Raw genomic sequence first — 18,048 nt, 5'->3', positions numbered from 1 at the left:
GCAAAGCAACTTGATTTAGTTATACGCTTAGCTAAAATGAACAAAATAAAGTAAGACTCAATCAGCCCATCTGTAAAGATTTGGAAAACGCATCGGCAACTAATAAGACCAATGCAAGTATCCATACCAGTTGTGCTGGCGACCATAGCAAGAGTGAACCACCTGATCCCTTCCCGAACTCAGAAGTGAAACCTCTTAGCGCTGATGGTAGTGTGGGGTTTCCCATGTGAGAGTAAGTCATCGCCAGCTCATTATTCAAACACCCTCAACTTAACAGTTGGGGGTGTTTTTTTATGTCTGAAATAAATGACGAAAATAAAGAATTTAGAAACAGTAAGCCTGCGTAAATATCAATTAATTAACAAAAATATCTAATCGATAAAATCCATTTATAACTGTCTACGAGCGTGTTTTAAAGCAGTGCGAAGACCTTTTTCTAGAGTAGATAGGAGCCAAAGAAATTAAAGGCAATGAAATTTAGGTTCAAAATCAGATTTGTACACTAGTCGTGTTCTATGAATATAATAACGATGAAGTTTGTTATTTTTAGGTGTTTACGTGAAAATTAATTCCTTCTCTTCAATACCTGAAGACGATGAAGAACTCTCTCTTCCCGAATTGGTCTATTGGGCTTCTTTAGGTGATCTAGATCAGGTAGAGCAATTACTTTTAGAAGGACAAGATCCTAATCAGGCAGATGATGAAGGCTATAGTGCTTTACAAGCAGCTGCCGAGAATGATCATCTAGAGGTGGTTAAACTATTAGTCGAAAAGGGAGCTCATGTCGATTATAAGAGTGAATACACAGCACTACGGCTTGCAGAAATGGCTAGTAATATAGATATAGTGCATTACTTAAAGAGTTTATGAAACTGTAAATAAAGGCCTCTTTTATTTAATTAGAGGCCTTTTGGTTTTAAGCTAAATGATATTTCTGTAGTTTCTCAACAATTGATTGAAGTCCTTTTACTTCAAATTCATTTGCTTCGAATTTTTCATCTTTATTACGTTTAAATATATCTCGTATCTCTATCACAGCATTCGGGTCAACAATACTTAAACTTGAGGTGACTTGACGTATTTGGCTAATAGAGCGAGAGCCATTAGTTGAACCATATCCAATAAATGCAGCAGGTTTATCGCTCCATTCTTTACCAACATAGTCGAGAGCATTTTTTAAGGCTGGACTGTAACCATGGTTGTATTCTGGGCTAATAAAGATAAAAGCATCTGCTTGAGCAATTTTGTTTGCCCATTCTTGTTGTTTAGGTTGATCATAAATTCCGGTAGCGGGTGGGTGAGAGCCTGAAAAAAGAGGTAAATCCCATTCTTTTAAATCGACGACTTCTGTTTGGAAATCGTTTAGACCCAATGTTGGAATTGTGGTTTCTAGCCAATTGGCAACTTTAATTGCTGTACGTCCTTCACGAACACTTCCTACGATAATATAGACCAGCATGTATGTTTCCTAAGAATTTTTATCTTTATAAGTTAATTCATTATATAGGTGGGAGAGAATATAGAATTTGTAAGGATTCTTATGTCATCAATAAAAAATTGAATAATAAAAAGCCCTCATTAAGAGGGCTTTTTATTTATATGAGTTTAATGCCCTGTTGGCCTTCGGGAGTTACCTTGAATATTTCTACTTCAAAGGTAATGTTTTTCCCAGCTAACGGGTGATTAAAATCAATTTCTGTAATGTCGTCATTCACTGACTTCACTACACCGAATAAGGTTGTTTTTGCCTTATCTTCAAACTCAATCATATGGCCAGGAATCGGGCGTTGTTCAAACTTAACCGTATCGAAAGTTTGAATGTTTTCTGGATTCCATGGTCCAAATGCATCTTCAGGTGGAAGATGTACCGTACGACGGTCGCCTGCACGTAAACCAAATAATGCTTTCTCAAAACCAGGTAAAAGGTTGCCATCGCCAATAGTAAGAGTAACTGGTTCTTCACGGTTACGGGTATTATCGATTTCTACGCCATTTTCAATAGCAACAGAAAAATGTAGATCGACTTTAGAGCCGTCTGTAATACGAATTTCTTCGTTAGGTTGGATAATTTCGGTCATATTATGCATCCGAATTTTGGTTACGTTGCTTCTCAAGGAAGAATGTATCGATGAGTAGTAAGATGGTACCTAGGGTAATGGCACTGTCCGCAATATTAAAAGCTGGAAAGTGGTGATTTTGGTAATAAACATGAATGAAATCGACCACATAGCCCAAAGTAATACGGTCAATTAAATTGCCTAATGCTCCACCTAAAATTAAAGCGATGGCTACAGGTAGCACCACCATTTTTTTAGGCATACGAAGCAACCAAAATACGAAAAGGATTGAAACTAAGCCTGCTAAAGATGTGAAGAAATAGCGTTGCCATCCTCCTGCATCAGATAAAAAGCTAAAGGCTGCACCATAGTTATGTAATAGTGTCCAGTTTAAAAATGGAAGCACAGGTACTGGATCCGCGTAGTTCAGATGTGTACTTGCAATCCATTTTGTCCATTGATCCAACACAATGGCAAGGACAGAAAGTCCAAGCCAAATTAGGTTGTGTGGATAAAACTGGAATAAGCCTTTTTTAGCTTGTGAATTAGGCATATTTTCTCACTTCGCCACGACCAGTGACGTTCACAATACAACGACCACATAAACCAGGATGATCGGCATGTGTATTTACATCTGGAAGGACATGCCAGCAACGTGCGCATTTTTCACCTTCAGCTGCAGATATTTGTACACGTAAGCCTTCCATTTCAGTTGCTTCACCTTGTTCAGCAAATGGATGTACTACTACTTCTGAAGTAATAAGAACAAAACGGAGTTCATCAGCCAGTTGGTTTAAAACTGTTTGTAATGATTCATTTGCCCAAAGTTCAACTTTGGCTGAAAGATTACTGCCGACAAGTTTAGCGTTACGTGCTGCTTCAATCTGTTTATTTACTGCAGATTTTACGCTAATCAATGTTTGCCAATCTTCTTCAGAAAGCAAGTTTGCTTTTGATGAAACCGGTAGCTCATACCATTCTGAAGTAAATACATACTTTTCAGTTTGTTCTGGAATGAGTGGCCATGCTTCTTGAGCGGTAAAGCTTAAGATTGGGCTCATCCAACGGATAAATGCTTGGACAATATGGTAAAGCGCTGTTTGTGCAGAACGACGTGCCTGAGAATCCGCTTTAGTGGTGTACTGACGATCTTTGATAATATCGAGGTAGAAACCACCTAAGTCATTAATACAGAAGCTTGTTAACGCACTACACACCACATGGAAGTTCATTTCTTCATAGGCAGTGATAATCGTTTGTTGTACTTCATTCGCACGCTGCAAGATGTATTGGTCGAGAGCGATGAGGTCATCTACTGCCAAAGCATCTGTGCTTGGTTTGAAACCATTTAAGTTAGCAAGCAAGAAACGTAATGTATTACGAATACGACGGTAGCTATCACTTACACGGCTAAAGATTTCTTTAGATGCCGCGATTTCATAGCGATAGTCACTAGAAGCCACATACAAACGTAAACCATCAGCGCCAAGTTGTTTGATGATTTCTTCAAGTGGAATATAGTTGCCTAAAGATTTCGATAACTTACGACCATTTTCATCAACCGTAAAGCCATGTGTTAACAATGCTTTGTATGGTGCACGATTGTGAATTGCCATAGAAGTTAATAAAGAAGACTGGAACCAACCACGGTGCTGGTCTGAACCTTCTAAATATAAATCGGCAGGACTTTCTAGATCTTCACGTTGTTCAAGTACAGCGTAATGCGTTGTGCCAGAATCGAACCATACATCGAGGGTATCGCGAATAGCGTTATATTGTTCAGCATCTTCACCAATGAAGTCTTTCGCGTCACGTTTGAACCATGCTTCGATACCTTCTTGTTCGATAAGTTTAGCAACTTCTTCGATTAATTCAGGTGTACGCGGGTGTAATTCGTTCGTATCTTTATGAACGAAGAATGGAATTGGCACACCCCAAGTACGTTGACGTGAGATACACCAGTCCGGACGTCCTTCAATCATTGATTCGATACGGTTTTTACCCCAGTTCGGTACAAACTCGATATCGTTTTCAATTGCATTAATGGCGCCTTCACGTAAGCCCTTTTGATCCATGCTAATAAACCATTGCGGGGTTGCACGGAAAATAATAGGGGTTTTATGACGCCAGCAGTGCGGATAACTGTGTTTGATTGGTTGATGCGCCCATAAACGGCCTACAGCACCCAAAGCTTCGATAATCTTTGGATTGGCTTTATAGATGTGCTCACCAGCATAGATAGGGGCAGTTGGTAAATAAACACCATTACCACCCACTGGATTATCTACTGTAAGGTTATATTGAAGACCTACTTTATAGTCGTCTGCACCATGGCCAGGAGCTGTATGTACTGCACCTGTACCGCTTGTTGCGATAACGTGTTCACCTAAAATCACTGGAACTTGACGATCAGTGAGTAGCGGGTGTTGTAATGTAAGGTTTTCAAGTTTGCTACCAGTAAAGTCTGCTAAAACTACTGGATTTTCAAGTTTATAGCGTTCAATCGCTGAAGCAACAAGGTCTTTAGCAAGAATGAAGTTTTGCTTACCACGCTCAGTAGTCACTTGTACCAATTGATATTCAATTTCTGCGTGCAAAGCAACGGCTTGGTTCGCAGGTAATGTCCACGGTGTAGTGGTCCAGATCACGATATCTGTTGGATCTTGAACGTCTACATTTAAACGAGCACTTAAATCTTTTAGATCGACAACGCCAAAACCAACATCAATTGCATCAGATTTTTTATCTTCGTATTCAACTTCAGCTTCAGCAAGCGCAGAACCACAGTCCATACACCAGTTCACTGGCTTTAAGCCCGGCTGGATATGACCATTTTTTTGAATTAAACCTAAAGCACGAACGATATCGGCTTCTTGTTTATAGTTCATGGTGAGATAAGGATTATCCCAGTCGCCTAAAATACCTAGACGCTTAAAGTCATTACGCTGTAAATCAATTTGTTTTAGTGCGTATTCACGACAAAGTTTACGGAAAGTAGCCGCGTCAACTTTTTCGCCAACTTTACCTACTTTTTCTTCAACTTTTAGCTCGATTGGCAAACCATGACAGTCCCAGCCCGGTACATAAGGCGCATCGAAACCTGACAGAGTACGGCTTTTTACAATAACGTCTTTGAGTACTTTGTTGACCGCATGGCCTAAGTGAATTGTACCGTTCGCATATGGAGGGCCATCATGCAAAATATATTTTTTCTTGCCAATACGCGATGCACGAATCTGCTGATAAATGTTGTCGGTATACCACTCTTCTAACCATTTCACTTCACGTACTGCCAAATTTGCTTTCATTGCAAATTGAGTATCCGGCAGGTTTAGCGTGGCTTTGTAGTCCACTGCATTCTCAGGAGTTTGCTTATCGCTCATGCAAGTTTTCATCCAGTTTAATCAGCTTGGGAGCCGACATGTTTTACAATCAAAATTCGAATTAAAAAGGAAATTGTGTCGTGTCGTTACGATATTGTCGTAACTGATGCACGTCATTATCAATTCCTGCCTTAAGTGCTTCAAGCGAAGGGTAGTTCAATTCACCATGAAGATAGTGAAGAAAAGTCACCCGCATAAATAAGCCATACAGATTAGCAGAAACATCAGGGAAATGTACTTCTAATCTCCACTCTGGATGTTCTTGCTGAATGGCTGGACGTGTACCGACATGACCCGCGCCATATAGGCTGTTTTCATGATATCCGGCAATTCCTGATTTTTCAGGTGTGTCCTGAAGTACTTTTTGAGTTAATGACGTTGTTTCGCAAATGACTTCAACCCCATAAATGCCATTTAAACAAGGTTTATGGCGGTTGAGGCGAACGTTAATGGTTGGAAAATCGAGAGTTCGTCCAATCTGGTCGCCATATTGAACACGTCCAGTAATACTGTATGGACGGCCTAATAATTTAGCGGCTAAGGCAAGATTTCCTGCCTGAAGTACCTGACGAATACGAGTTGAACTTACACGCTCACCTTCGAGTTCAATGGTATGTAAGTTGGTGACCCCAAATCCGTAATCTTTTAAAAATTCGCTATTGCCTTGGCGGTCTTTGCCGAAATGGAAATCATCACCTAAAACCAAAGCCTGTGCGTTTAATTTGTCTTTTAATAAATCGGCAAATTCAGTAGCACTCATGCTACGGAAGTGCTGATCAAATTTAGCAACCGCAATGTAATCTATTCCAAGTTCGGCTAGGTATTCGACTTTTTCCCGTAATGAATTAATACGAGGAGGGGCATCGTAACCTTGAAAGAACTCAAGAGGTTGTGGCTCAAAAATCATGACCAATGTTTTTAAGCCTTGTGCTGCAGCAATTTTTTTGAGTTGAGCAATCATCGCTTGGTGACCTAAATGGACACCATCAAAATTACCAATAGTTACCGCTGTTGGTGGTAACTGAAAATTGGGCGATAACGCATTAAGACGAAGCAGTTTCATGAACTTAAAATATGGCTATTTTTGCAAGGGCTATATATTGCCATAATCTCACAGATTCGTCTTGTTGTTGTGTTTTTACTCAGTTATTTTTCAATATGAATATTCTTTATATTTAAAATGCTGATGAATTAAATAAAAATAAATCAGTTTTTCTTATTAATTATTTGCTCTACTATATTTTCATCCACTCTTTGATTAGAGAATTAAGATGAAAAAACCCTTTTACCAATTAAATCAAAGCAAAGATGTTATACGACATTTTACCCCAAATTGGTTTACAGCGACTATGGGTACTGGTGTGGTAAGTATGATTTTAATTCAGCTTCCTTTTGCTCAATCATTTTTATTCATGCTAGCCACTTTGTTATGGCAATTTAATATTGTCCTATTTAGTGTTTTTTCAGGTCTCTATTTATTACGGTGGTTGCTTTTCCCTCATGAAGCGAAGCAAATATTTAAGCATCCTAATATGAGCTTGTTTTTAGGTGCTATTCCGATGGGGTTAGCTACCATACTAAATGGATTCTTAAGCTTTGGTGTTGGGCTTTATGGTGAAGTGTCAATCCATATTGCCCAAGCTTTATTGTACATCGATGTCTTTTTAGCTCTAGCAATTGCGTGGATTGTACCGTTTTGCATGTTTAGCCGTCAGAACCATCAACTACATACCATGACTGCAATCTGGCTTTTACCTGTAGTTGCATGTGAGGTGGCTGCAAGCTCTGCGGGCATGTTAGTAGCTCATTTACCAGCAGATCTGCATAGCTTTCATTTACTACTGGCTGGTTATGTGCTTTGGGGAATCTCTGTTTTACCGGCATTCGCTATTTTGACAATTTTAATGTTGCGTATGGCTTTGCATCAATTACCTGAAAAAGAAGTCGCGATTTCTAGCTGGCTCTCTTTAGGCCCAATTGGTACAGGTGCTTTAGGATTATTGTTGCTAGGGCAACAGGCACAAAGAGTGGCGCCAAATGTAGGATTTGACCAATTCGCGAATGTCTTTCCAGCTTTAGGAATCGTGGGCAGTCTGGTGCTTTTAGGTTTCGGGTTATGGTGGCTTGGTCTAGCAATCTTAACAACGCTTCGTCATGCCAAGACAGGTATTCCATTCAATTTAGGTTGGTGGGGGTTAACCTTTCCATTAGGTGTATTTATTCTGGCGCTATTTAATTTAGGACATCAGGTTGAAATTGTCTTTTTACAATACGTTGCTGTGGCATTGAGTATTTTGTTATTGGCGATGTGGGGCGTTGTAATGAAGAAAACGCTAGCAGGAGCATATAGTGGTCAATTGTTCTTCTCTCCATGCTTAATCGCCTTACAACAAAAAATGCAGTGATCATGAAAAGGTGCAAAAAGCTTTTGCACCTGATTTATACTTATTTTCTAATTTTATTTAATTTTGATTTGAGCTTTTTGAATGAACACTGATATTGCTTTAATTATGGCACTTCCTAATGAATCTAAAGGTTTATTTGAACAGGCAGGTGTTGAAGTCCATTACAGTGGTATTGGCAAGATTAATGCTGCCTTTAAAGCATTTGAGGTTATTCAAAAAACAGGGTGTAAAACTTTAATAAACCTAGGTACAGCTGGTAGTTCTGCATTTAATCGACATGATTTGGTCGAGGTGAAGACTTTTGTACAACGGGATATGGATGTTTCACCGTTAGGGTTTGAGATAGGTGTAACGCCTTTAGATACGCATTTACCCGCTGAAATTCACCTTCAACCACATTTTGCTAATTTGCCAAAGGGGATTTGTGGTACTGGCGATTCATTTGAAACAGGCCAGCCAAAGGTAGCTTGCGATGTGGTTGATATGGAAGGCTATGCTTTAGCCAAAGTCTGCCATAAGTTAGGAGTTCGCTTGATTTCGGTGAAGTATATTACTGATGGAGCAGATGACACTGCACATCTGGATTGGGAAGAAAATTTATTATTAGGCGCCCAAAAACTTTTAGCCCTTTATCAAAATCATTTCTAAAAAAAGATCGGCAAGTTTGCCGATCTTTTTTTGGTTTTAACGAGGCAATACGCCGTAGAGCATCAGGTGGACTGTGTGCTCAATTGAGCGTTGGAACATGCTTCGGTTACGAAGAGTTTTTCCAGTCACCATTTCCATTTGGGTTGCAAAATCTGCATAGTTTTGCGTAAGGCCCCAAATGTTTAAAATTAATAATTCTGGATCGATATCTGGTGAAATCTTTCCTTCTTCTTGCCAAGTCTGAATGACTTTAGCTTTACGCTTAAATAGTTTTTTTAATGGTCCTTTGAGAATAGGTAAAATATGCGGAGCGCCTTGAATTATTTCTAATGCAAACAATCTAGATGCTTTCGGTTGGCTACGAGACAGTTCGATTTTTTGTATTAAATAGTGAGATAAGGCTTCGGCTGGTTCTAATTCAGATTCTAATGTTTGTAAGGGAGCCAACCATTTTTGTAAAACAGTTGTGAGCACTTCTACATATAAAGACTCTTTATTTTCGTAGTAATAGAAAATATTCGACTTATGCATGTCGGCGAGTTGGGCAATTTCATCCAGACTTGCGCCAGTGAACCCATAGACCGAAAATACGTCAAGGGCGGCAGCAAGAAGCTGATTGCGCTTTTGGGTACTCTTTTTTTGTTCCATCTGCTGCATAATTAAAAAAATAATATTCCCATTGTAAGGGAAATTGTTTGATTTGTGCACAGGTGTCTTGCTTTTTTAATCAAAAAACGGCTAGTTATTTGCGTAATAGATATACTATTGTGCAAAAAATAAAGAATTTAACTAGTTTATTGTTATTCTTAAAAATATTTTTAAAATTTCGCCCTAAAAAAGAGCAATAAAACAGCAGCTTTATTGCTCGTAAATTGGGCATTTTTCGGTTGAACGGTTCTTATTACTCATTGCAAACTTAAGTTGCCAAAACAGCATCGAGTACTTGTTGCTCAAGTTGGGCAAAACTAATGCTCTTTTTACGCGGGCGTGGCAAATTAACTTGGAAACTTTGAGCAATCTGACCTTTATCTAATAAGATAATACGGTCAGCTAATTGCACTGCTTCACTTACATCATGTGTCACTAAAATGGCAGTAAAACCTTGTTCTTTCCACAAGCGTTCGATGAGGCTTTGCATTTCAAGACGGGTGAGGGCATCTAATGCACCCAAAGGTTCATCTAACAACAAAATGCGTGGCGTATGCGATAGTGCGCGTGCTAAAGCTGTACGTTGTCGCTGGCCGCCAGAGAGCTGTGAGGGCCATTGTCCAGATTTTTCTTTTAAACCAACTTTTTCTAGTAACTCTTCAGCTAAAGCATGTTGCGATTTTGGTAGTCCAAGTTGAACATTTTGAAGAATATTTCTCCAAGGAAGTAAACGAGGATCTTGGAACATAACTCGAATATCATCATTGGTAATGCCTTCACGCAAATGGCGAGCAGACTTAAATTTAATTTCTCCAAAACTGGCTTTTTCAAGTTGGGCAATTAAACGTAGTAACGTGCTTTTACCACAACCACTTCGACCAACAATTGCTAAAAATTCACCAGGTTGGATGTGTAAGTCAAGATCTTCAAGAACCTTAACCTCACCATAAAATTTATACAGCTGCTCAATCAGAATCTCTGCGCCTAACGTAGGCTCTTGTGATTCTGTTGGCTCTTCAGGAATGAGCTGCACGTCATTCTGATTAATATTTAAATTCAGATTTGTCATGTTTTAAGCTCCCTTATTTCTGATATCCAGAGTGCCAACGTAGTAAATAGCGTTCTAAAATCTGTGCTAAGACATCTGCCAGTTTGCCTAGTAAGGCGTAAAGAAGAATACCGACCAATACCACATCTGTTTGTAAAAACTCACGTGCATTCATGGTCATATAGCCAATACCAGCTTGAGCAGAAATGGTTTCTGCAACAATGAGCAGCACCCAAACCAAACCTAAAGCAAAACGTAAACCGACTAAAATAGAAGGCATCGCACCTGGAAGAATAATTTCTTTGTAAAGTTGCCAGCGAGAAAGTCCGTAGCTTTTACCCATTTCGATCAGTTGAGGGTCGACTGACCGAATACCGTGATAGGTATTGATATAAATTGGGAAAAAAACACCCACTGCGACTAAAAATAATTTTGCTGTTTCATCAATACCGAACCACAAGATGACGAGTGGAATAAGTGCTAATGCTGGGATGTTACGAATCATTTGCAAGGTTGTATCGAGTAGGGTAGAAGCAAATCGAGAAGACCCATTAAGTAAACCCAATAGCAAACCTAGACCACCCCCAATTAAAAGCCCAAGCAAAGCGCGACCTGCACTGACCTTAACGTGATGCCATAATTCTCCGCTAACGAGTAAGTGCCAAAAAGCGGAAATGACTGCCGTGGGTGCTGGCAAAATACGGCTTTCTAAAAGACCAGAACTCGATGCAATTTGCCAGACAATCAATAGGATGATCGGGAAAATCCAAGGCAGCAAATGCTGCCCGATTTGTTTTGTTCCACGTGAAACAATACTTTCATCTTTACTCATGCAGGCTCCTTGACGGAACTATTTTGCTTCTTCTCGTCGGGAACATAGTTGTTAGCAATAATTTCACCGAATGGACCAGTTAAATTTGGCTGAGCAAGTTTCGCTCGGGTTTCGATTGGTAATAGAGGGAATACTAATTCTGCAAAACGGATTGACTCTTCAAGATGTGGATAGCCTGAGAAAATAAAGGTATCGATACCTAAGTCAGCATATTCCTGAATACGAGCAGCGACTGTTTCAGGGTCACCTACAAGTGCTGTACCCGCACCGCCACGGACTAAGCCAATACCTGCCCAGAGATTTGGAGACACTTCAAGCTTGTCTCGGTTACCGCCGTGGAGAGCTGCCATACGTTGCTGGCCGACAGAGTCCATTTGTGCAAATTTTTTCTGTGCAGCAGCAATGGTCGCATCATCAAGATACTGGATAAGCTCGTTAGCTGCTGCCCATGCTTGTTCGTTAGTTTCGCGAACAATAACATGTAAGCGAATGCCATAAGTTAATTTACGGCCTTTAGCCTCAGCTTTGGCACGAACATGTTCGATCTTTTGTTTGACTGCTGCTGGTGGTTCACCCCAAGTGAGGTATGTATCGACTTGCTCAGCGGCCAAGTCTACAGCGACATCTGAAGAACCGCCAAACCAAAGTGGTGGATAAGGCTTTTGAACAGGTGGGTAAAGCAGTTTTGCATCATCAACTTGTAAACGTTCGCCGTGAAAGGTAAATGCTTCACCCGTATGTGAGCGTGTCAAAATTTCACGCCAGATTTTTACATATTCGTTTGCTGTTTGATAACGCGTTGAGTGATCTTCATATAAGCCATCACCGCGTAGTTCAGCTTCATCACCCCCAGTTACCAAGTTAAGTAACACACGACCATTCGACAAACGGTCAAATGTTGCAGCCATACGTGCTGCCAAAGCTGGTGTAGTTACACCCGGACGTAACGCGACTAAAAACTTAAGGTGTTGTGTTGCATCAATTAGGCTAGCCGCCGTAATCCAAGGATCTTCACATGAACGGCCCGTTGGAATAAGTACGCCTTCATAACCCAAATTATCTACCGCCACAGCAATTTGCTTCATATAGGCATGGTCAACCTGACGAGCGCCTTTACTTGTACCTAAATAGCGACTATCACCGTGGGTAGGAATAAACCAGAAAATTTTCATGTGCATTACCTATATGTCTATTGAAATTACTTGGCAATCCAAACAGCTTGTTTGATGCTGATTGGTTTTGGAATGATGCCTTGTTGGGTAAAAATGTCTGCGAGCTGTTGTTGCTCGGCAATAACTTTGCTGTTGAGTGGCGCTGCCGATGATGGGCGTGGACGACGTTTAATGAATAAGTCACTGGTCGCAGGCTTAAGGCCTGTGCTTTGGCCAATGGCACTTGCCGTTTCTGCTTGATGGCTTTGAACCCATTTGTCGGCTTGATTGATTTGTTTTATGAGTCCTGAAACAGCCTTAGAATGTTGTTTAACAAAATCTGGAGCCGCTAAGTAAAAGGTATAATTCGGGCTTAAACCTTTACCTGATGCAAGAACACGGGCTTGGTCTTCTAGTTGTGCTGAAGCAAAGTAAGGGTCCCAAATTGCCCATGCATCAACGGCACCTTTTTGGAATGCAGCACGAGCATCGGCAGGAGTAAGCCAAATTGGAGTAATATCGCTCCAGTTTAGGCCTGCTTTACGTACGGCTTGTACAAGCAAGTAATGAGAGCTGGAACCTTTTTGCAGCGCAATACGTTTGCCTTTCAGGTCTTTAAGCTGTTTCAGTTGTGAGTTTTTTGGAACTAAAATTGCCGATGCCAGCGGTTTAGCCGCTTCATAAGCAATGTAATATAAAGGCTTGCCAGCTGCTTGTGCGTAGACTGGTGGGGTATCTCCAGTGACTCCAACATCAAGTGAACCGACAGCTAAAGCTTCTAAAATTTGTGGGCCAGCAGGGAACTCATTCCAAGTAATTTTGGCATTTGGAAATTCTTGTTCAAATAATTTTTGCTGTTTGGCAATCGCAAAGTTAATCGAGCTTTTTTGAAAACCAATACGAAGTTCTTTCACAGTTGGATCAATTGCCCAAGCTGGCGCTGCAATTGTTAAACCTAATACAGTGACTGCGCTAATACGTTTAGCTAACTGGACCCACTGACTTTTATTGAAAAATGACTGATGTTGCATATTGATATCCTTGTTCCCCTTGAGGCAAGGCACAGCATTTATATGATTATTTAAGCCGTGCCTAAGCTGGGTTTATTTCAGTTTTAAAATGGCGTCTTGAATGGTGAGTTTGTTTGGAATGAGCTTTTGCGCATAAAAGGCATCAGCTACTTGTTGTTGTTCTTGTGCCACCTTGTCTGATATTGGCTGAACTCCAAAACCCATACGTGAAATGGAGGTTTTGAGTACATCAAACTCAAGTGCTGTAGGTTTTTCGAGTAGCTTGGCAGCTTCATCTTGATGTGTGCTGACCCATTCAGTTGTCTGGTTAAGGGTTTGCACAACTGTGTTGAGAACTTTCGGATTATTTTCTGCAAACTTACGGTCAGCTAAATAGAACTGATGATTGCTTACCAAATTTTCACCTGTTGCTAAAACTCGTGCCTGAATTTGATGTTCAGCCGCTGCAAAGAACGGGTCCCAAATCACCCATGCATCTACCGCACCTTTTTCAAAGGCAGCACGTGCGTCTGATGGTGGTAAATAAACAGGTTGAATATCACTTAAGCTTAAGTTATTGGCTTCTAGAACTTTCAATAACAGGTAATGAACATTCGAGCCTTTATTAAGAGCAACACGTTTGCCTTTTAAATCTTGAATAGAGTGGATTGGAGAGTCTTTTTGTACCAATAGTGCTTCTGCTTTTGGCGCAGCAGGTTGGTTTGCGATATACACTAAATTTGGATTGGCTGCTTGAGCAAAGATTGGGGGAGCTTCACCTGCTTCACCAAGTGAAACACTCCCTACATTTAAACCTTCAAGCAATTGAGGTCCAGCAGGAAACTCAACCCATTTTACTTGCACGCCTTGTTCTTTTAGTACTTTTTCTAGGTCACCACGGGCCTTTAAAATAGGAAGGATGCCATATTTTTGATAGCCAATATTTAGAGTTGTGGTGGCCTGTTCCTCTTTTTTAGCACAACCACTTAACATCATCACTCCTGCTAGGCTGGCCGCGATGACTGAATATTTTGCCCATGAAGTGGTGTTGAAAAGTGCCATGAGGTTTCGTGCTCCCCGAAAGAGAAAAGAAAAAATAATTGGATGAGCAGATACCCTAAAGGGATTTTTATTTCAGAAAAAATAAGTATTCGGTCTTTAATTATGCAAAAAAAAGCTAAACACAATAGGCTATAAACTTATGCAAAAAAATGATTTATCTAAAAGAAATATGTTTAATGAATTGTGAATAAGTTGATGTAAATAAAATAAAAAATATTAAAACATTAAAAATAGAGATTTAAAAAAAAGTACAACCATAAATTAATAGCATTTATGGATGTACTTTTTTAACTAAGCTTATCTGAAATAAGAATATCTTAAAAAGAGCAAAGGCTAAGGGAGCAGCTTTTTAAAGACTAAAGAATTCCTTTGGTAGTTATAGAGCGCTTGACGGGCATTCGGTAAGTCATCAACACTGACTTGATGGAAACCATGTTCTAAAAACCAGTGAGCGGTACGCGTTGTTAAAACGAATAATTGACGAATACCTTGTTCTTTGGCTTTTTCTTCAAGGAATTGCAGAATTTGGCTACCACGGTTTGATTTACGATAACTTGGATGTACGGCAACACAGGCAATTTCTGCAGAACGAGTTTCGTTAAATTCAGTCGGAATTGGATAAAGTGCAGCACACGCTAGAATCATACCGTCGCGTTCAATGACAGCAAACTGGCTGATTTCTTGCTCTAAACGTTCTCGTGAACGATAAACCAAGATGCCTTCTTCTTCTAAAGGGCGTAATAAATTCATTAAACCACCCACATCTTGAATATGGGCTGTGCGAACTTCTTCATAATGTGCATCGGTAATCATGGTACCTATACCATCTCGAGTAAATAACTCTTGAAGAAGGGCGCCATCATAGGCATATGAAATAAGATGTACGCGATGTACGCCAGATAAAGACGCTTTTTTGGCTTGTTGCAAATGTAAAGTGAGCGTCGGACTAACAGTTTGGTATTGTTGAATATAGTAGTCGAGTTGATGTGGGCTTAACTCACGTAATATTTGTTCATCCTCATTAAGAAGCCCTTGTTGCTCCCCAAGAAAAATGAGTTTATCTGCTTTTAAATAAGTTGCAGTTTTGGTCGCAACTTCTTCTGCTCTTAAGTTAAATACTTCGCCTGTAGTGGAATAACCTGTTGGTCCCAGTAGCACAATATTATGATTATCGAGGTGTCGATCAATCGCATCGGTATCAATAGAGCGAACTTCACCTGTGAGCTGGAAATCCATTCCATCACGAATGCCATAAGGTTTAGCAGTCACAAAATTACCCGATATTACATCTATTCGAGCGCCGTACATTGGAGAGTTGGCTAAGCCCATAGAAAGCAATGCTTCAATTTCTAGGCGAATGGAACCTACGGCACTCATGACACAGCTTAAAGATTCACGTGTAGTAATGCGGCAGTTGTCATAAAAAGGGGTTTCAATTCCTTTCTCTTTAAGATTTTGATTAATTTGTGGACGTGCGCCATGAACTAAGATTAAACGGATACCAAGAGAGTGTAATAAAGCAATATCATGAATGATATGTTCGAAATTAGGATGACGGACTGCTTCACCACCAAACATCAATACGAATGTTTTATCGCGGTGAGCATTAATGTAGGGCGCTGAGTGTCGAAACCAGTGTACATAATGCTGGGTGTTATTATGCGACTTTTCTAAAGACTTGCTTGGCATACCGATCTCGAATCAACAGCAAAAAGATATAGAGATGATTCTAAACAAAAAAGATTAAAGTCGCATGTTTTAGATAAAAAAACACCCAAATCAGAGTTTGGGTGTTTAAAGAATTTTAGAATTAGTGAACAACTCTAATGATTTTGTGGCTTTGTTCATTCACAAGAACATAATTTCCGTTCACTTTGTACCATTTCTGGTAGCGACCTGGTTTAGTTAATTTTTGATGTTGACGGTAGTCAATCACGTAACGTGAGTGTTGATATTCACGGGGTACAACCTGACCTGCACGCCATACATTGCGATGGTCATCTTTTTTAATCACTTTAATTGTTTTTACTTCATGGTTTTGGTAGTTGCCATGATGATTATGATCGTTAGGTGCTGCCATTGCTGTTGTTGCAACTAAACCACTGAGTGAAAGAACAATTGCTGTTGTTAGTTTTTTCATTGTAAACCTCGAATCATGAATTAAATTTCAATAACTAAAGATTAGTGAACAATTACAGATAAATCGTGGAGGCTACGAAGAATAAATGTGAAAACTAACGATGAAATAAGAAGAAATTAAGAAAATACGAAGTGTAAGAATATAAAAAATCTTTTTATTTTTAAGATATATAAATAATAAAAAAAGGATAAAACCATACGGCTTTATCCTTGTTGCTCAGCGATAGCGAGGTTCTATCGCGTTAAAAACCACGAATACTAACAATACTATTAGAATCAGTGTCGACTAAAATATAGTCATTATTGATTTTATACCATTGTTGGTTGCGGCCAGGTCTTGGCAGGTCATTGTCTTTATAATCGACTTTGTAGCCATTACCACGATAGTGCTGTGGCATGACATAGCCAGGCTGCCAGCGATGTTGTTTAAGCCGTTCAAAACCACGTTCTTCGCGCATACGGCGTTCGTCACGGACACGATCTTCATCATGATCACGTCCAAATCCTGGCCCACGATCGTTCCATTCACCGCGTGGTCCTCCACCTTTAGGACCTTTGGGGCCATGGCCTCGGTCAAAAGGAGGATCAGCAAAGCTCGCCATACTTGTGGTGAGTACGGCTATGGAAAGGGTTAAGATTGTGAACAACTTTTTCATGATGCATCCTCGTTTACATCTGATGTCTCTCATGTTGAATACTCTACGCGCAAAATGCAGAGAAACTGTGAAGATCATTTAATGGTTCAATTAAAATTACGGATAGATCAAGAGTTTTTATCAATAATAAAAAAGGCTTGTATATATCTTTTCAGGTATAGGCAAGCCAGATTTGATGATCGGCTGTAATTTTATTTAGCTTTTCATCTTTAACTTTTTAATCCTGTGCATCGATACTTTGACCATTGAGCGCCAAGCTGTCTTCACCCATTAAATAGAGATAAGCAGGCAAGATCGACTCTGGTGTAGGTAGTGTTTTCGGATCTTCTTGTGGATAGGCTTTAGCACGCATTGCGGTACGTGTCGCGCCTGGGTTAATGCAGTTAAAGCGGATATTTGGATAAATATTTTCCGCTGCAAAAATTTTGCTCACCGCTTCAATTGCAATTTTTGAGACAGAATATGCACCCCATAAAGCACGTGCTTCACGGCCTACACCAGAACTGGTAAAGACGACAGAGGCATTTTCTGATTTCTGCAAAAGTGGTAATAGCGCTTGAGTCAAAGCAAAAGGCGCGCGCAAATTAACCGCCATGACATCATCCCAAGTTTCAGTTGGATAATGTGCTAGCTCTACGCGCTCACCTAAAATACCCGCATTATGCAAAATACCGTCTAGGCGTCCAAACTGTTTCTCAAGAGTATCGACTAAAAAGTCATAATCACGGTCAGAAGCGCTCGAAAGCTGTAATGGTAAAATTGCTGGTTGCGGTGCACCTAGACTTTCAATTTCATCATAAATAACTTCTAGTTTATTTAAGGTTCTACCATGCAGTACAACGGTTGCGCCATGTAGGGCATAAGTCAGAGCTGCAGCTCGCCCAATTCCATCGCCAGCGCCGGTAATTAAAATGATTCGATCTTTGAGTAGATCTGGACGAGGTTGGTATTCTGAATATTTCATTGGTAAACCTCCTTCTTTTTATATTGATAAAACGAATAACTGTTA

The 18,048-nt window shown here is 40.0% G+C and carries 18 protein-coding genes and 1 rRNA gene; 4 read left to right on the top strand and 15 right to left on the bottom strand.

The window, feature by feature from the left end; genetic code table 11:
• The first annotated feature begins 134 nt into the window (after positions 1-134).
• Positions 135-249: ribosomal RNA gene (gene rrf / locus ACB088_RS16115) — 5S ribosomal RNA — on the top strand.
• 309 nt (positions 250-558) lie between these two features.
• On the top strand, positions 559-870 hold the full coding sequence (locus tag ACB088_RS16110) for an ankyrin repeat domain-containing protein (RefSeq protein WP_375037445.1): 312 nt from the start codon (positions 559-561) through the stop codon (positions 868-870).
• A 46-nt stretch (positions 871-916) separates the two neighbouring features.
• Here the strand turns inward: ACB088_RS16110 and ACB088_RS16105 are convergent, their stop codons facing one another.
• The 5 genes from ACB088_RS16105 to ribF form a co-directional block, all read right to left on the bottom strand.
• Complete coding sequence (locus ACB088_RS16105) at positions 917-1,459, bottom strand: NADPH-dependent FMN reductase (protein WP_004640308.1); 543 nt, start codon at positions 1,457-1,459, stop codon at positions 917-919.
• Positions 1,460-1,595: 136 nt separating this feature from the next.
• Positions 1,596-2,078 (bottom strand): peptidylprolyl isomerase, encoded by a 483-nt coding sequence (locus tag ACB088_RS16100; RefSeq protein ID WP_005037703.1) that lies wholly within the window; start codon positions 2,076-2,078, stop codon positions 1,596-1,598.
• Position 2,079: 1 nt separating this feature from the next.
• The gene (gene lspA / locus ACB088_RS16095) at positions 2,080-2,610 is read right to left on the bottom strand and encodes a signal peptidase II (protein ID WP_003655819.1); all 531 of its coding nucleotides are present in this window, start codon (positions 2,608-2,610) and stop codon (positions 2,080-2,082) included.
• Entirely contained in the window at positions 2,603-5,440 is a 2,838-nt protein-coding gene (ileS, locus tag ACB088_RS16090) for an isoleucine--tRNA ligase (protein ID WP_375037444.1), read from the bottom strand. The genes lspA and ileS overlap by 8 nt, the downstream gene beginning before the upstream one ends.
• Positions 5,441-5,501: 61 nt before the next feature.
• Positions 5,502-6,503, bottom strand: coding sequence for a bifunctional riboflavin kinase/FAD synthetase (gene ribF, locus ACB088_RS16085; RefSeq protein WP_375037443.1), 1,002 nt, complete (start codon positions 6,501-6,503; stop codon positions 5,502-5,504).
• A 208-nt stretch (positions 6,504-6,711) separates the two neighbouring features.
• Here ribF and ACB088_RS16080 point away from each other — a divergent pair, with 208 nt between their 5' ends.
• Complete coding sequence (locus ACB088_RS16080; RefSeq protein WP_375037442.1) at positions 6,712-7,845, top strand: TDT family transporter; 1,134 nt, start codon at positions 6,712-6,714, stop codon at positions 7,843-7,845.
• Positions 7,846-7,926: 81 nt separating this feature from the next.
• Positions 7,927-8,493 (top strand): 5'-nucleosidase, encoded by a 567-nt coding sequence (locus ACB088_RS16075; protein ID WP_375037441.1) that lies wholly within the window; start codon positions 7,927-7,929, stop codon positions 8,491-8,493.
• Between the two features lie 36 nt (positions 8,494-8,529).
• On the opposite strand, the gene ACB088_RS16070 is transcribed toward ACB088_RS16075, so the two are convergent.
• The 10 genes from ACB088_RS16070 to ACB088_RS16025 form a co-directional block, all read right to left on the bottom strand.
• Complete coding sequence (locus ACB088_RS16070; protein ID WP_003655809.1) at positions 8,530-9,150, bottom strand: TetR family transcriptional regulator C-terminal domain-containing protein; 621 nt, start codon at positions 9,148-9,150, stop codon at positions 8,530-8,532.
• A gap of 259 nt (positions 9,151-9,409) precedes the next feature.
• Positions 9,410-10,210: an ABC transporter ATP-binding protein gene (locus ACB088_RS16065; RefSeq protein WP_003655806.1), complete on the bottom strand. Its 801-nt coding sequence runs from the start codon at positions 10,208-10,210 to the stop codon at positions 9,410-9,412.
• A 13-nt stretch (positions 10,211-10,223) separates the two neighbouring features.
• Positions 10,224-11,021, bottom strand: coding sequence for an aliphatic sulfonate ABC transporter permease SsuC (gene ssuC / locus ACB088_RS16060; RefSeq protein WP_003655804.1), 798 nt, complete (start codon positions 11,019-11,021; stop codon positions 10,224-10,226).
• Positions 11,018-12,193, bottom strand: coding sequence for an FMNH2-dependent alkanesulfonate monooxygenase (ssuD, locus tag ACB088_RS16055; protein WP_019457892.1), 1,176 nt, complete (start codon positions 12,191-12,193; stop codon positions 11,018-11,020). Before ssuD ends, ssuC begins: the two co-directional genes overlap by 4 nt.
• A 26-nt stretch (positions 12,194-12,219) precedes the next feature.
• Positions 12,220-13,203: a sulfonate ABC transporter substrate-binding protein gene (locus ACB088_RS16050; protein WP_375037440.1), complete on the bottom strand. Its 984-nt coding sequence runs from the start codon at positions 13,201-13,203 to the stop codon at positions 12,220-12,222.
• Between the two features lie 72 nt (positions 13,204-13,275).
• Positions 13,276-14,244 carry a sulfonate ABC transporter substrate-binding protein gene (locus ACB088_RS16045; RefSeq protein ID WP_375037439.1) on the bottom strand — a complete coding sequence of 323 codons (969 nt, stop codon included), beginning with the start codon at positions 14,242-14,244 and terminating at the stop codon, positions 13,276-13,278.
• A gap of 333 nt (positions 14,245-14,577) precedes the next feature.
• The gene (gene argA, locus ACB088_RS16040) at positions 14,578-15,933 is read right to left on the bottom strand and encodes an amino-acid N-acetyltransferase (RefSeq protein WP_375037438.1); all 1,356 of its coding nucleotides are present in this window, start codon (positions 15,931-15,933) and stop codon (positions 14,578-14,580) included.
• A 121-nt stretch (positions 15,934-16,054) separates the two neighbouring features.
• Complete coding sequence (locus ACB088_RS16035; RefSeq protein ID WP_092710451.1) at positions 16,055-16,384, bottom strand: RcnB family protein; 330 nt, start codon at positions 16,382-16,384, stop codon at positions 16,055-16,057.
• A 241-nt stretch (positions 16,385-16,625) separates the two neighbouring features.
• Positions 16,626-17,039 carry an RcnB family protein gene (locus ACB088_RS16030; protein WP_375037437.1) on the bottom strand — a complete coding sequence of 138 codons (414 nt, stop codon included), beginning with the start codon at positions 17,037-17,039 and terminating at the stop codon, positions 16,626-16,628.
• Positions 17,040-17,256: 217 nt separating this feature from the next.
• Entirely contained in the window at positions 17,257-18,003 is a 747-nt protein-coding gene (locus ACB088_RS16025) for a YciK family oxidoreductase (RefSeq protein ID WP_004640337.1), read from the bottom strand.
• Between the last annotated feature and the right edge of the window lie 45 nt (positions 18,004-18,048).

The organism is Acinetobacter sp. RW6, from assembly GCF_041956835.1.
Classification (GTDB): domain Bacteria; phylum Pseudomonadota; class Gammaproteobacteria; order Pseudomonadales; family Moraxellaceae; genus Acinetobacter; species Acinetobacter calcoaceticus.
The sequence above is the reverse complement of the archived record's forward strand: the minus strand, read 5'-3'. Positions and strand labels throughout refer to the sequence as shown.